Annotated in this window: 12 protein-coding genes; 8 read left to right on the top strand and 4 right to left on the bottom strand. The window is 50.9% G+C overall.

Annotated elements, in window-relative coordinates:
- The first annotated feature begins 45 nt into the window (after positions 1-45).
- The 4 genes from R3I13_RS09220 to R3I13_RS09205 all read left to right on the top strand — a co-directional run bounded on the left by R3I13_RS09220 (position 46) and on the right by R3I13_RS09205 (position 2,966).
- Positions 46-645, top strand: a complete 600-nt coding sequence (locus R3I13_RS09220) for a hypothetical protein (protein ID WP_346317639.1) — start codon at positions 46-48, stop codon at positions 643-645.
- Between the two features lie 238 nt (positions 646-883).
- Positions 884-1,594 (top strand): hypothetical protein, encoded by a 711-nt coding sequence (locus R3I13_RS09215; protein ID WP_346317638.1) that lies wholly within the window; start codon positions 884-886, stop codon positions 1,592-1,594.
- A gap of 5 nt (positions 1,595-1,599) precedes the next feature.
- Positions 1,600-2,541, top strand: a complete 942-nt coding sequence (locus R3I13_RS09210; RefSeq protein ID WP_346317637.1) for a c-type cytochrome — start codon at positions 1,600-1,602, stop codon at positions 2,539-2,541.
- An 11-nt stretch (positions 2,542-2,552) separates the two neighbouring features.
- Complete coding sequence (locus tag R3I13_RS09205) at positions 2,553-2,966, top strand: DsrE family protein (protein WP_346317636.1); 414 nt, start codon at positions 2,553-2,555, stop codon at positions 2,964-2,966.
- Positions 2,967-2,975: 9 nt separating this feature from the next.
- Here the strand turns inward: R3I13_RS09205 and R3I13_RS09200 are convergent, their stop codons facing one another.
- Positions 2,976-4,709: a hypothetical protein gene (locus R3I13_RS09200; protein WP_346317635.1), complete on the bottom strand. Its 1,734-nt coding sequence runs from the start codon at positions 4,707-4,709 to the stop codon at positions 2,976-2,978.
- Positions 4,710-4,950: 241 nt separating this feature from the next.
- On the opposite strand from R3I13_RS09200, the gene R3I13_RS09195 reads away from it, so the two are divergent.
- The 4 genes from R3I13_RS09195 to R3I13_RS09180 all read left to right on the top strand — a co-directional run bounded on the left by R3I13_RS09195 (position 4,951) and on the right by R3I13_RS09180 (position 7,818).
- On the top strand, positions 4,951-6,312 hold the full coding sequence (locus tag R3I13_RS09195) for a serine hydrolase domain-containing protein (protein WP_346317634.1): 1,362 nt from the start codon (positions 4,951-4,953) through the stop codon (positions 6,310-6,312).
- A 26-nt stretch (positions 6,313-6,338) separates the two neighbouring features.
- Complete coding sequence (locus R3I13_RS09190) at positions 6,339-6,656, top strand: hypothetical protein (RefSeq protein ID WP_346317633.1); 318 nt, start codon at positions 6,339-6,341, stop codon at positions 6,654-6,656.
- Between the two features lie 54 nt (positions 6,657-6,710).
- Positions 6,711-7,046, top strand: coding sequence for a hypothetical protein (locus tag R3I13_RS09185; RefSeq protein WP_346317632.1), 336 nt, complete (start codon positions 6,711-6,713; stop codon positions 7,044-7,046).
- A 160-nt stretch (positions 7,047-7,206) separates the two neighbouring features.
- On the top strand, positions 7,207-7,818 hold the full coding sequence (locus R3I13_RS09180) for a hypothetical protein (protein WP_346317631.1): 612 nt from the start codon (positions 7,207-7,209) through the stop codon (positions 7,816-7,818).
- Positions 7,819-7,893: 75 nt separating this feature from the next.
- Here the strand turns inward: R3I13_RS09180 and R3I13_RS09175 are convergent, their stop codons facing one another.
- From R3I13_RS09175 to R3I13_RS09165, 3 genes are read right to left on the bottom strand one after another with little or no spacing between them, the layout of a single operon-like run.
- Positions 7,894-9,480, bottom strand: coding sequence for a calcineurin-like phosphoesterase family protein (locus R3I13_RS09175; RefSeq protein ID WP_346317630.1), 1,587 nt, complete (start codon positions 9,478-9,480; stop codon positions 7,894-7,896).
- Between the two features lie 25 nt (positions 9,481-9,505).
- Positions 9,506-10,912 carry a RagB/SusD family nutrient uptake outer membrane protein gene (locus R3I13_RS09170; protein WP_346317629.1) on the bottom strand — a complete coding sequence of 469 codons (1,407 nt, stop codon included), beginning with the start codon at positions 10,910-10,912 and terminating at the stop codon, positions 9,506-9,508.
- A gap of 13 nt (positions 10,913-10,925) precedes the next feature.
- Positions 10,926-14,339 (bottom strand): SusC/RagA family TonB-linked outer membrane protein, encoded by a 3,414-nt coding sequence (locus tag R3I13_RS09165; protein WP_346317628.1) that lies wholly within the window; start codon positions 14,337-14,339, stop codon positions 10,926-10,928.
- Between the last annotated feature and the right edge of the window lie 27 nt (positions 14,340-14,366).

The following is a 14,366-nucleotide window of genomic DNA, read 5'->3' as shown; positions in this document are numbered from 1 at the left end:
TTCTATTTTGCGACCGCACAGTAATCCTGTCGAAAATTTGCACATATGGATGTGATAAGTTTTTTGAAGAATAATATCGAACCCGTAGAGGATAGTAATTTTGGTCTGGGATATAATGCGGCAGTGACCCTGAAAGATGGCACCTTTCTACCTTGTGTCATCTTCCGTAATCCTTCAATCACCATAAACCTGGCAATCAAACGGTTTAAGGAAGAACAGTCTGGCAAAAGTATCTTTAATAAGTCATCAGGATTAGGGTATCGGGAAATTGTTAAAACATTCGTTACGAGCGGGAATCGTGTTAACCATTATAATATTATTAAAGTTGAAAAAAGCAGGCATGCATTTCCAATACATATTCGAAATCAAATTAAAGGCGAAACCTCGATGAGTTGGACTGCATTTGTTGCCAGATTCAAGGATGGCAGGGCTCTTGGCTTCGGCACAACCTGGGATATAGAATTTTTCGATCTACCTACTGGCTATCAGGCTGAAGACATAGTTGAAATAATTAATCACTCCTACCTCTTAAAGTCTGGTGAGATTGTATCACACCGTTCATTTGACAGAATTACCAGGAAAGATGAGATGGCAGAAATTAACGGAAATAAGCCTTTCTTCGAATGCTTTATAGATAACTTATAAAATCAACTTAGCAGTCGCTATTCCCGCCCCATTCCCCATCCTTTTGCTCCACCTTAAGGCCCAAATTATAATGCATTGTTAACGCGATCCCCTTTTAATTGCCGGCTGCCAAAGTTTACCGAAATTTACACCTGCAAATCAGTCTTATTTATACCAACCCTTCTTCCCCCGACTACATCCTCGCAAAACATGAAAGACCACCAATCAGTGGAAATGTGAACCAATTAAATTATAATTTATGTCACACTCCTTTCATGATCCGCAGCATTCACGCCGCGATTTTCTGAACCAGCTGGCATTGGGGGCAACATCGCTGGGATTGGCTTCGCTGGCCAGCCCGCTGCATTTGCAGGCCGCGTTGAAGCAGCCAGATATTTTCACTTCATCAGACGATGATCCGGATGCCTGGTTCAACAAGATCACCGGGAAACACAAGCTGTTAGTAGACGTACCCCGGCCGCATGAGATCTTTCCCTTTGCATGGCCTAAAGTGTTCCTGCTCACCAACGCTGCTACCGGCACCCCTGAGCAGGATTGTTCCGTTGTAGTAGTGCTGAGGCACGATGCCATTCCATATGCGATGGAAAACGCGCTCTGGGCCAAGTACAAGTTCGGGGAAGTGTTTAAGGCGGATGATCCCGCCACCAAAGCGCCTTCACTGAGAAATCCTTTCTGGCAGCCGAAACCTGACGACTTCACCGTTCCCGGCGTAGGACCGGTGGAGATCGGCATCGACCAGTTGCAAAAGAGCGGCGTATTGTTCTGCGTATGCAACATGGCCATTACCGTATACAGCGCAGCTGTTGGGGCGGGCATGGGGCTTGACCCTGCCGCGGTGAAAGCAGAATGGCTTGCCGGCGTATTGCCGGGGATACACGTTGTGCCATCCGGCGTATGGGCCATTGGCCGCGCACAGGAAAAGGGCTGCGGGTATTGCTTTGCGGGGTAAATTCCATGAACAGGCAAAAGATCTTACTGCCGGGAATTTCCCTTGTTATCGTATTGCTGCTAACCTGTAAAAGGAATAAGCAGGTACCCGAAATCTTATGGGCCGCTCCCGACACTTCAACTATACCGCATACGGCGGAGGGTACGCTGATCCGCTATGGGCGGGATCTGATCGCCAATACAGCGCAGTATCTCGGCCCGGGAGGCGCCGTGGGAACGGTCAGCAATGGCATGAATTGCCAGAACTGCCATCTCTCCGCAGGTACCATACCCTGGGGAAATAACTACGGGGCGGCATTTTCCACATATCCAAAATTCAGGGAAAGAAGCGGCACCATTGAATCGCTTGAAAAAAAGATAAACGATTGCCTGGAGCGGAGCCTGAATGGCGAACCAATCGATAGCAACAGCCGCGAAATGCAGGCCATGGTTGCATATATGCGCTGGCTGGGAAAGGGCCTGCGAAAGGGAACCCGGCCGCCGGGAAGCGGTATTAAAGAATTACCATTTTTAGACAGGGCCGCAGACACCGTGAAGGGCGCGCTGGTTTACACAAAAAAATGCATGCAATGCCATGGCCTGAACGGAGAAGGAAAAAAGAAGACTGATACCGCGGGATACCACTACCCGCCTTTATGGGGAGATGGCAGCTTCAATACGGGCGCGGGAATTTACCGTCTTACAAAAATGGCCGGTTATATCAGGCACAACATGCCACAGGGCACAAATTACAGCAACCCACAGCTCACAGATGCCGAAGCCTGGGATGTTGCCGCTTTCATTATTACGCAACCCCGGCCGGAGAAAAAATTCCCCGGCGACTGGCCGGTCATATACACCAAGCCCATCGATCATCCATTCGGGCCATTCGCAGACACCTTCCCGGCACTGCAACATAAATATGGCCCATTCGCGCCTATTAAAGCAATGCACAAACAAAAACATTAAAAACCTCACTCATGAAAAAATTAATTGTTCTGCTGTTCTTACTTTTCGGGAGCATTTACATTTATGCCCAGAAAATACCTTACAAAGTGATCTTCGACCTGACCAGTAAAGACCCTGCAAACCACCAGGCCGTGCTGCGGCAGGCCAGGAGCATCATAGAATCAAGACCGGACGCCAAACTGGAGGTCGCGATCTATAGCGAAGGGATTGAAATGGTGTGCAAAGAAAAATCAGCTTTTGTAAAAGATATTGAAGAACTGATCAATGAAAAAAAAGTGGCATTCAAGGTATGCGGCTATACACTCAAAAGAAAGAATATGGATGAAAGCCAGCTGATACCTGGTGTTAAAGTTGTACCGGACGCGATCTATGAGATCATCTCCCGTCAAAAAGAAGGCTGGGGTTATATTAAAGTGGCTCAATAGAAAAACCGGTCATTGCATAATACCAGAAGACGAATTGATCTTTATATCAGCATACTTCCACGCTTCATCAAAAGCGGCAAGGACCTTCTGCGCTTCATCCTTTTTGTTCTGCAGCGCCAAAGCCTTATGCAAACCGATCAACGCCCAGCCGTTCTTCCGCCAGGTCCGCAGATCCTGGCGATAAACTTCTTCGGCTTCTTTATATTTTTTCGCCTTGAGCAACACCGCGCCCAGGTGATGCCTGACTGAGAAGAACCAATCCGGCGGCTCGTTGTAGTTGAGATCGTCTTCCATGGCAACTGCTTCTTTCAGCATCGAAATGGAACGGTCGGGCTGATCTTTTTGCAATGCTATCCCCGCAGACAATACTTTCGACGCGATCTGCACCAGGTCGGCGGTGGTATTGATGTTCCAGATGGTGAGGTCCCGGAGGATCGTGTCTGCGGCGAGGATGTTTAAGCTGTCCAGTTCTTTTGCCGCATTTGTTACATCCTGTTTTCCCAGGAAGGCCATTCCTTTTGCGTAATGCCAGATGGCTCGGGGATACACGAGGTCCCGCCCGGGTGGCGGAAGTGCGGCGATCGTATCCCACATCGACAATTTTACGGCTATGTAAAGCGGGATGGTATAATAGTGTTGCAATGTTCCCCAGCCGGGCATGCGCATGATCTCCCCGGAAGTATGCTGCTGCAATTCCTTCGCGGCTTTCCAGGCCCAGGCTGAATTGCCTTCCAATGTTGCGGTAGCAGCCAGGAAATGATAGTTATGCGGGAAATAAGCCAGGGGATAAGCGCCCTGGGCATGACAGGCGGTGGTATATGCGCTGTCTGTTTCCACCGCGCGGATATTGGAGATTGAGCCAAGATGATAATCTCCTGTATTGATATAAATATGTGAAGGCATATGCAGCAGGTGACCGGCGCCCGGTACCAGTGTATCCAGCAATTTCGCGCTTGCCAGTGCTTTTTCCGGGGTGGCGGAAGCCTCCAGCGCATGGATATAAAAATGATGCGCGCCGGGATGCAGGGGATGGCTTTTCATGAGGTGCTCCAGCACGCGGACCAGCTCGGGTGTCCATGCTTTGGGAGCTTTCGTTTTTTTATCATACAAGTCCCATGGATGCAGGTCCATCATCGCTTCTGCGTACAGCGCTCCTACATCCGGGTCGGAAGGATATTGCGCGTATACTTTCTTCATGGCTGCGGCATAGGCAATGTCCAGTGGACTGCGGTCGGCCGGGGGCTGTTGCGCATACCGGGTTGCCAATGCCTCTATCAGCGCAATTTCTTTGGGAGTGCAGCTCCCGGAAAGCGATCGTGCTTTAACAGCCGCTTTGTAGGCGCGTTGAAAATTATCTTCTTCCATTCCACCATTGTAATTGGGGCCTAATACATACGCGAAGCCCCAATATGCCATAGCACAGGTGGGATCAAGGCGGCTCGCTTCAAAAAATGACCTGGCTGCTTCAGCATGGTTAAAACCATAAGCCAGCATCATTCCCTGGTTAAAATAAGCCTGCGCTTCTTTAACCGGCGTTGAAATATTAAAATCAATGCCGCCCAAACCTTTAAACATGGGCGCTTTCTTTTCTGAAGTATACCATTCCTTGTCGGTCGTACGGGGAACATAACAACCAACAGAGCCGGAAGCTTTAACAGTTGACTGATCGCCTTTAGGCGCTTTGCGGTTGATGCAGGCGAAAAGAAAAAATACCAGGATAAGTGCAGGGCAGATCTTTCTCATAATATTGAGTTGAGGAGATTTTGGAGTTGAGGATGCGTTATCATAAGTATACTGCTCACTAAATATATTTCGGGGAACTATGCGCTAATTTACGGAATATTCCGCTTACGGCTGATATTCCATCCCAAACACAACACATAGATTACCAATCCCTTAACCTTTCCAGGAGAATTTTTCGAATTTACTTTGAAATGCAAAGTGTTTTTATTTAACTTTGCAACACAAAGCACTTTATTAACCAATGCAGAACATCCATATTATGATCCTGAAAATACTATCCGCCCCGTTGCTGGTACTGACGCTGCTTACTTCCGGCTATGCGCAGACGTTCAACAAAGCAAAACTCGATCAGTACTTCGACCGGCTCGCTGAAAAAAATAAAGCCATGGGCACCCTCGTCATCTCCAAAGACGGCGATGTGCTCTACACCCGGTCCATCGGCTACGCCCGGGTAACCGAAACTGAAAAGAAACCGCTCACCGCGGCCAGCCGGTACCGGATCGGTTCGGTCACCAAAATGTACACCGCTGTAATGATCCTTCAGCTGGCAGAAGAAGGGAAACTGAAGCTCACTGATACGCTCAGTCAATTCTTCCCTCAGGTCGACAACGCCGGCAAAATTACTATCGGACATATACTCGCGCACCGCAGCGGCATTCATGATGCGCTGGTGGATGTGAACATGCGCACCCGGCCAAAAACGGAACCAATAACGAAAGAGGAACTGCTCTCTATCATCTCCAAAGGCAAATCTGACTTTGAGCCGGGCGCCAAACATGCCTACAGCAATTCGGGCTACATCCTTTTAGGCCTTATTATTGAAAAAATAAGCGGCAAACCTTATGCGGAAGCCCTCAGCGACAGGATCACTTCCAGGAACGGGCTCCGCGATACCTATATCGCGACCGGGAACATTGATGTGAATAAAAATGAAAGTCTTACTTACAGGTATACCGGCGGCTGGAAACAGCAGCCAGAAACGCATCCCGGCAATCTTTTTAGCTCCGGTGCCATCGTATCCACTCCAAACGACATGGCTAAATTTATCCAGGCGCTGTTTGAAGGGAAACTGATCTCGAAGGAGAACCTGCACATCATGAAAACAATGGAAGACAACGATGGCATAGGCATGGAGCCTTTCGATTTCGCCGGCAGAACATTCTACGGGCACACAGGCGGAGCTGATAATTATGGCGCATGGCTGGCATACATGCCTGAAGAAAAGCTGGCGGTCGCTTATGCTTCCAATGCAAAGGTTCACCCGGTGGGAGACATTATGAAAGGCATCACGGACATTTACTACGATAAGCCGTTTGATATCCCCAGCTTCGAACCGGTCGCCATCAGCACAGAAGTACTGGATCAATACGCAGGCGTTTATTCACTCACCGGTGCTCCCGCCAAATTTACGGTCACCAGGAACGGCAGCACGCTTTATATTCAACCTCCGGGGGAATCATCTCCGGCCCCGCTCGAAGCAACAGCACAGGACAAATTCAAAATAGAAGGCGTAAACGGCGTGTCTTTTGAATTTGACACAGCGAAAAAACAGATGACCATGAAGCGGCTCGGGATTGAAAGGATATTCACGAAAGAAAACTAAGCCCGTCTAACTTAAAAAAACAGGCCATGAACATTTCAAGAATAAAATTTATTGCGCTCTTTCTCATTATCGCATTTGCTTTCCTTTTTTGCACCACATCGCTGCTGGATCAGCCGCCTGGATCCTTCTTCGGATCGGCATCGCAGGCCGGCTGGCAATCGGCTGTGTCCATCATCCTGTCTCCTGTCAAAATTATCCTGGTAGGCCCTTTGTTGCCATTCATTCATTTTCTGCGCCAGGACCCGGATACACCTCCTCCATTTTTCCTCGCCGGGTTTGCTTTCTATTGGAGCATTCTCGCGCTGGCCCTTCATTATCTTCTCGGCAAAATGAAACACGCTTAACCGGATAAAATATTTTTCAAATACAAAGTATTTACCACAAACCAAAAAAACATCATGACAAACGAAAACACATCAACCCGCCCACTCCACCCCGTTTCGCTTACCAAACGCATGCTCCTGGGAGCCGCCATCGCGCTTGCCCTCATCACCGCTTTCCTCATCAGCGCCGGGGAAGGCGACCCGGCCTGGCCCCGGTTCTGGATGGTACGCCCGCTCGTCATCGTTCCACTCGCTGGTGCAACAGGCGGCGCCTTCTTCTACTTCATGGACCATCTGCGCCACCACGGCGGCTGGAGAGCGGTATTGGGCATCGTTTTGGGCGTGATCGTCTACATCTTCGGGTTATGGCTGGGCACCGTGCTCGGGCTGGACGGCACTTATTGGGATTGACGTAACACTAAGATACAACGCATCTTATGGTTGTTTACAGCTGTTCTACCACTTAAGGGTTACCGGCGCACGCGGATGGTAATTTATCTTTGAATAGAATACATTACTGCCTGTGGAACCTATACCGTAAGGAAACCGATCATCGTAAACAACAAGGGATATGCCTACATTTACAGACACCGAACTGCAAAAGAAATTCTGCGAAGGGTTTACATTCTTTCCTTTCAAATCGCTGGAACAGCACGACACGCTGATCTATAAATGTTATACCGGGAAAGACGACCTGAAGAAGCTGCTGGAATGGCATAACAAAGAGCACGATTCCAGCCATTACATCATCAAAATTGCCAATAAGCTCAGGAATACCGACATCCCTGCGGCCACGCGGCTGATGGAAGTATTGCGGCAGGCCCCCGGTAAAGACCTTTCCGGTGCCACCGGCAAATATCACAGCCTGCTTACGTCCTTCCACAACGACACGCTCCAGCCGCTTGCCGCAAAGCTGTCTGATAAATTCCACAGCTCCGGCATCGAAAACATCGAACAAATGCAGGACGCCGTCAGGCGTTTCATGCAAAGTGCGGAAGTGCTGCAAACTTCCCTGAACGGCCGCGCCGGCAAAAAGCACGGGTTGCTGAGCGACAGGGAATTTCTTTCAAAAGCCGCCAATGCCATGGAACTGTTCAGGGCGCTGCAAAAAAGGAACCTCACCCTGCTGGACGCCTGGAAAAACCGCCAGATGATCCACAACAGCTACCGGGCCATGAACTAAAAACACACCTTAAATAAAAAACAGAAAGCCGCCGACATGCTTCGTCAGCGGCTTTTCTTTTCAGTAAATGACCCGTTAAAACGTAGGTTCTTCAATCCGGTAAGCGCTCTTCTGCACAAACTTCCTTCCAAAAGGATCGGTTGCCCGCACTTCTACCTGGTGTGTGCCAACGCCCAGGTTCTCCGGCAGCCGCATCTTCCACAAATGCAGGCTGTTGGCATAGGTTGTGGGCCTGCGGCCGCGGAACAGGGAATCTGAATCATCCCATTTGTACAGCTCGCTGATAAACGCAGGATCGCCTTCTTCTGTATATATCATGCGTTTCCAGCCGCCGTTATCGATGCGGCACTCCAGCTCGCTGCCTTTGTGGCCCATGAAAAAATTCGCGTAAATGAATCCCTGGCCGTCCCACCAGATGGTAGACATCACCTTCCGGTGATACAGCCCGATCTGGTAATCCGCGGGCTTCCCGGCTACTTTGTAATCCGCGGTGTATTGGTTGCCGGAAACATTCAGGTACACATACCCGCGGGGCGTGCCGTCGCTCATGACGGATTCCATTACTCCCTGTGCATTTACCCTGCCGGAGTACCAGTTGCCGCAGGTAGCGCCTACATTGAATTCATGGAAAGGCGCTGCGCCGTTCCAGCCTTCTTCTTTTCCATAAAAATGCTGCCGCTGGTTATGCGAATGTGCCGACAGTGCCAGCACATGCGGGTATGGCTGCAACAGGTTGAAGAGCCTGTTGCGGTCTTCTTTCCGGAAAGAATTTTCGTTGACGATGTACATCGAACAATGGAAAGCAAGTACTACCAGCTTACTGGTGTCCACCAGCTCCAGGTCGTTTTTGATGAACTCCAGCTGCTTTTCGGTAAAACCGGCCCATAACCCGCGACGGTGGCCGCGGGGATCGGGGTATAAATTATCGTCGAGGATAATGAAATGCGCATTGCCGTAGTTGTAGGAATAGGTATTGGGACCGAAATTCGCTTCAAAGGTCTCATCCGCCAGGGAATCGACCGGCGCATCATTATTCATGTCGTGGTTGCCTTCCACGTTGTACCAGGGAATGCCTATTTTGGCGACGGTCTTGCTGTAGGGTTTATGATAACCCAGGTCTTTCCCCGCCAGGTCTCCCAGTGAAATGCCGAATGCAACATCTTTCACGCCCACTACTTCGGAAACAATGCCTTTATCAAAATATCCCAGCTCCCGGTCGTCGTAGATCTGCGGGTCGCCGAATACCAGCGCTTTAAAGTTATTGGATTCCTTCTGCGGCCTCAGCGGGAAGTCGATAGACGCAGGAAGCGGACCCGTTGGCGCGGAGCCGGCATATTCAAACTTTGGCGAGCCTTTCGGTTTGTGGATGTAATAGTGTTTCGGCTGGTTGTCGGCATTCAGCGGCAACGCATACCCTGAAGGTTTGATCACGAAAATGATCGCGTCGTCGCTTACAGGTAATTTGTACCGGCCTTTATTATCCGTGGTCACCACTTCGCGGCCATTGCTGACGGCCACTCCCGGCATGCCTTTTTCTTTCCCGTCTTTTTTGCCGTTTGCATTGGCGTCCAGGTAAACGCAGCCTTTGGCTGTTTGCTGAGCAACGGCTTTGCTGCCATAAACCGACAGCAGTAGCATTGACATATATACGATCTTCTTCATGACATTATTCCTATGATGTTGAGTTTTATTTGGTGTAGCCGGGGTTCTGAGGATACAATGCCTGGTTGTTCATCGTCTCTATCTGCCCCTGCGGCACGGGATACAGGTACTGGTACGGCTCAATGGTGATCGGCGTAAGGCCTGACGTTTTCAGCGCATCGATCGCTGTGGAAGTCCTCACCAGGTCGAACCAGCGATGCAGTTCCAATGGCAATTCCAAACGGCGTTCCTGGAGCACTGCTACCCTGAAAGCCGCCTGGCTGGCCAGCTGTACGGGAGTGAAGGGCGTTGCACCCGAACGGGTACGCACCATATTCAGGTATTTGAAAGCATCGCCATTGGGATCGCTGCTGTAAGCCATTTCATTCAATGCTTCAGCATACATCAGCAATACATCGGCATACCGCAGGATCACGAAATCGTTGCCCATGTTCTGGTTGGTGAGGTCGTAGGTGTCGTAATACTTCTTCACCAGGAAGGTGGTGGCATTCAGCTGCGCCTTATTCAGCAGATCGCGGCGGGCATCCCCGCTTTCGTAGGCGTTCAGCAGTTTAGGGTCAAGAACGGGGTTGCCGAAGAACAACCCGTGCCCCTGCCCCAGGATGGTTTTATCATAGCGGATGGCAAAAATGATCTCGTCATTCATTTTATTGCCGGCGCTGAACACGTCGGCCACATTGTCCAGCAGACGGTAACCGAATGGATTGCTTTGCGGAGGCGCCAGCTCTTTTAATGTGTTCACTGCCTGGCTGTATTTTTTTTCTGTCAGGTAAACCTTCGCCAGCAAAGCTTTTGCAGCCCCGGCTGTTGCCCTGCCCATATCTGCGTTCTTCGTATACACTGCCGGCAAAAGGCCTGCTGCGGCTGTCAGGTCGGCCTCGATGGCTGCATATACATCAGCCACCGGGCTTCTTCCAATGCTTTTGGATTCTTCCGTGGTCACTACTGATAATACCAAAGGCGCCGCTCCCCACAACCGCACGATCTGGAAATAATGCAGCGCACGCAGGAAACGAAGCTCTCCTTCATACTGCATTTTCAAAGCCGGGTCCGTCACAACACCAAGATGGGGCAGTACGTTGTTGCAGCGGGAGATCGCGCCGTACAACGCCAGGTAAGCGTCGCCCACCACGCCATTGTCTGCCAGCGCCAGGAACCGGTCTATGTTGTAGTTCATGCCGGCATTGGCCCCGGGGTTCTGGTCTTCGATATTATCCGAACGCACTTCCATCAGGTAAATAAAATGCCCGGTATACATAGAGCCAGACCGCAAAGCGGAATAGGCCGCCGTTACAGCATTGGTCACATCAGCGGTGGTCTTGTAAAAATTACCGGCGGTAGCCTGGGACGGTGGCGTAAGTGAAAGGAAACTATCGCACGACGGCAGCGCGAACATCATGCAAACCGCCATCAACATTATAATTCTGTTCATAGTATAAATCTTTTTATAATCTTAAATTGAGACCAAACACGTAGGATTTGCTTAACGGATAACTTCCATAGTCGATACCCGGCGTTAACGGATCTGTAGACTGGCTGATCTCCGGGTTATACGCATCGTATTTGGTAAACATGAACGGGTTGTTGGCCGAAACATATACCCTCACTTTCGAGAAGCCCGATTTGCGCACCAGCCTCTCCGGCAGGCTAAAGCCCAGCGTGATATCCCTGATCCTCAGATAAGACCCGTCTTTGATGGAATAGGTGGAAATCGTTGCATTCAGCCCGCGCTGGCTGCGGTTGGCCCTGGCCACCCAGCCGTTGCCGGGATTGTCTTCCGAATGGAACCTGTCCAGCGCATCGGTGGTATTGTTCACGAAACTCTCCAGGCTGTTGATGTAGCGGGAGTTGATGTTGGCGATCTCGTTCCCGTAAATGCCCTGCAGTGCCATGCTCAGGTCGAATGTTTTGTATTGAAGCTGGCTGGAGAAGCCATAAGTGAATGCGGGCATGTAGTTACCGGTCACTGCGCGGTCGTTGCTGCCGTCGATCACGCCGTCGCCATTCTGGTCCACGAATTTGAAATCACCCACTTTGGCGCCAGCCACTTTGGGAATGGAAGGATCATTCAGTTCCTTTTCGCTTTTATAGATGCCGTCGTGCACGAGGGTATAATAATTGCCGATGGGTTTCCCTACCTCGGTAATAAAGTAGATCACCCCGTTGGCCTGCGTGATGATGGAATTGGCGCCGCCAAGGTCCAGCACTTTATTGCGGTTGAAAGAAATATTCCCGCTGTTGGTGAGGCGGAACTGCCCGATCTTGTTGTCGCCAAAAATGGAGATCTCAATGCCCCTGTTATTCACTTTCCCGATGTTCATCAGGTTGGTGCGGTAGCCTGAGCTTTGCGGTACGGGCACATCCAGCAGCAGGTCGCTGGTATTATTGTTATATGCATCGATGGTGATGTGCAGGCGTTCTTTGAAGAAACCAACATCCAGGCCGAGGTTAAAGGCGGAGGTTTTCTCCCATCCCAGCTTATCGTTGCCCGGCGTGGACTGGAAAAGGCCGGAATACAGGCTGGTAGCGCCCTGGTCGCCGAATACATAGTTAGAAGAAGACAGCAGCGACTGGTACTGGTAGTTACCGATCTGGAAGTTGCCCGTCAGGCCGTAGCTGCCTCTTAATTTCAGTGAACTGATCAGCTGCTGGTCCTGCATAAATGCCTCCCGGTCTATATTCCAGCCTACGGAGGCGGAAGGGAAATATCCATACCGCGAATCGGCCCCGAAGCGGGAAGAGCCATCAGCGCGGAGCGCTACGGAAAGGAGGTATTTATCTTTAAAGCCGTATTGCACACGGGTTAATGCAGACAGCAGCGCCCATTGCTCTGTTCTTCCGCCGAAACTTTTGATAGCAGTGGCGCCGTTCAGCGTTTTAACGAGATCGTTGGCATAGCCGGTTCCCTGTACCTGGGTGTTGGAGCGGGTTTCCTTCTGCGCGCTCACGGCGGCGATGGCCTTGATGGAGTGATCGCCGATCAGCTTGTTGTACGAAAGGGTGTTTTCCACCATCCAGTTCACAAAATCGCTGTTCCAGTAAGTGCCAACGGGATTGGAAGTGGGGGAAGAAGGGGAAACAGTGGGCAGGGTGGAAGGCCGGTATGCGCTACGGTTGGAGTTGTCCATGTTGATGCCGAAAGACAGCTTGTTGGATAACTCCGGCGTAAAGTCATACTGTGCGAAAACATTCCCGAGCAGCTTATTATTCCCGGTAATATCCGTTTTCAGGTTGGCCAGCGCCACGGGATTGATGGTTTGCGAGCCCGCGTAGCGGAAATTATATTGACCGTAATCGTACGATCCGTCTTCGTTGTATACAGGGAAGAACGGCGCGGCGGTCAAGGCGATCGGCACAATAAATTCATCGGAGGCAAAGCGGCCTTCCGAGGGCTGGAACTGGTATCGTTCGTGGGTGTAGTTGATGCTGGCGCCTAATTTGAGCTGCTGGTAAGAAGCATCGAGGTTCACACGGCCGCCGTATCTTTTAAAGCCGGACTGTATCACGACGCCCTGCTGGTCCAGGTAATTGCCGGAAATATAATAACGCACGTTGGGCGAGCCACCTGTTACAGACACGGTATGGCTTTGCATGGGCGCGTTCCTGAAGATGGCGTCCTGCCAGTCTGTGTTGGTGAGACCGGGCTCGCCGTTGAGGTAGGGGAAGATCTGGGGAGGCAGCAGGTAGGCCTGTCCACCGCTGTTATCCCCGCCCAGCTTGGCCAGCCTGGTGGCATTATCGTCGCTGATACTGCCCTGGATATTTTTGTCTGCCAGCAGGTCGAGATAGGAGTTGTTATGCGCGTCGTAGATCAGTTTGGCGTATTCGTAGGCGTCCAGCATAGGTATCTTTTTGGCGACCTGCTGAACCGCGTAGTAGCCGTCGTAGCTCACTACCGGCTTGTCTCTCTTTCCTCTTTTCGTGGTGATGATGATAACGCCGTTGGAGCCCCGCGATCCGTAAATGGCCGCGGCGGAAGCGTCTTTCAGCACGTCCACGCTTTCGATGTCGTTTACGTTGATCGCATCCAGAGGGTTCACTTTCAGGCCGATGCCATTCGCATTATTGTTATCGCCGAAATCGGAAAGCGGCAAACCATCTACTACGTACAAGGGCGCTGAGCCGGCGGTAATGGTAGATTTCCCGCGGATGGCGATAGTGATCCCTGCGCCGGGTGAGCCGCTGGGCTGCATTACCTGCACACCGGCCATTTTACCGGTCATTGCTTTATCCAGGCCCGTTGCGGGGAAGTTGTTGATATCAGCGCTTTTCAGCGAGCTGATGGCCGTGGTCACGTCTTTCCTGTTCTGTGTGCCGTAGCCTACTACCACTACGTCGTTCAGCAGGCTGCTTTCAGGTTCGAGGGTGATGTTGATGCCGGCGCTGCTGCTTATCACTTTCTCTGTTCTCTTGTAGCCCAGGTAGGAGAACACCAGCGTCTGCCCCGCTTCCGCGGTGATGCTGAACGAACCGTCAGGCCGGGAAGAAGTTACCTGGCGGCTTTCTTTCACCATCACGGTAACGCCCGGCATGGCCTCGCCTTTTTCATTGACGATCTTTCCCGAGATAGCGGATTGCCGGGTTGCCTCTGTTGTTACAGCTTGTTTTTTATTAACGTTCTTTGCAAGGTCGATAATGATATTCTCCCCCATTTGTTTGAAGCTGAAGCCCCGCGGGGTCAGCAGGGCATGCAGCACATTTTCCAGGCTGGCCTGGTCCACTTTGAAACGGGTGATCTTTTGCTGCCGCACCATTTCACTTTGGTAGATAAAATGAAAGGCGCTCAGCTTCTCAATGCGCGAAAGCACAACGTCCAGCGAAGTATTTTTTTCATCCAGGCTGATCTTGGTATCTCTCATGCCCTGCCCATGGCCATTTTTAGCCAG

It is taken from the genome of Chitinophaga sp. YIM B06452 (genome assembly GCF_039655965.1).
Lineage (GTDB): Bacteria > Bacteroidota > Bacteroidia > Chitinophagales > Chitinophagaceae > Chitinophaga.
Note: the sequence above shows the minus strand (reverse complement) of the source record. Positions and strands in the feature narration are given on the sequence as shown.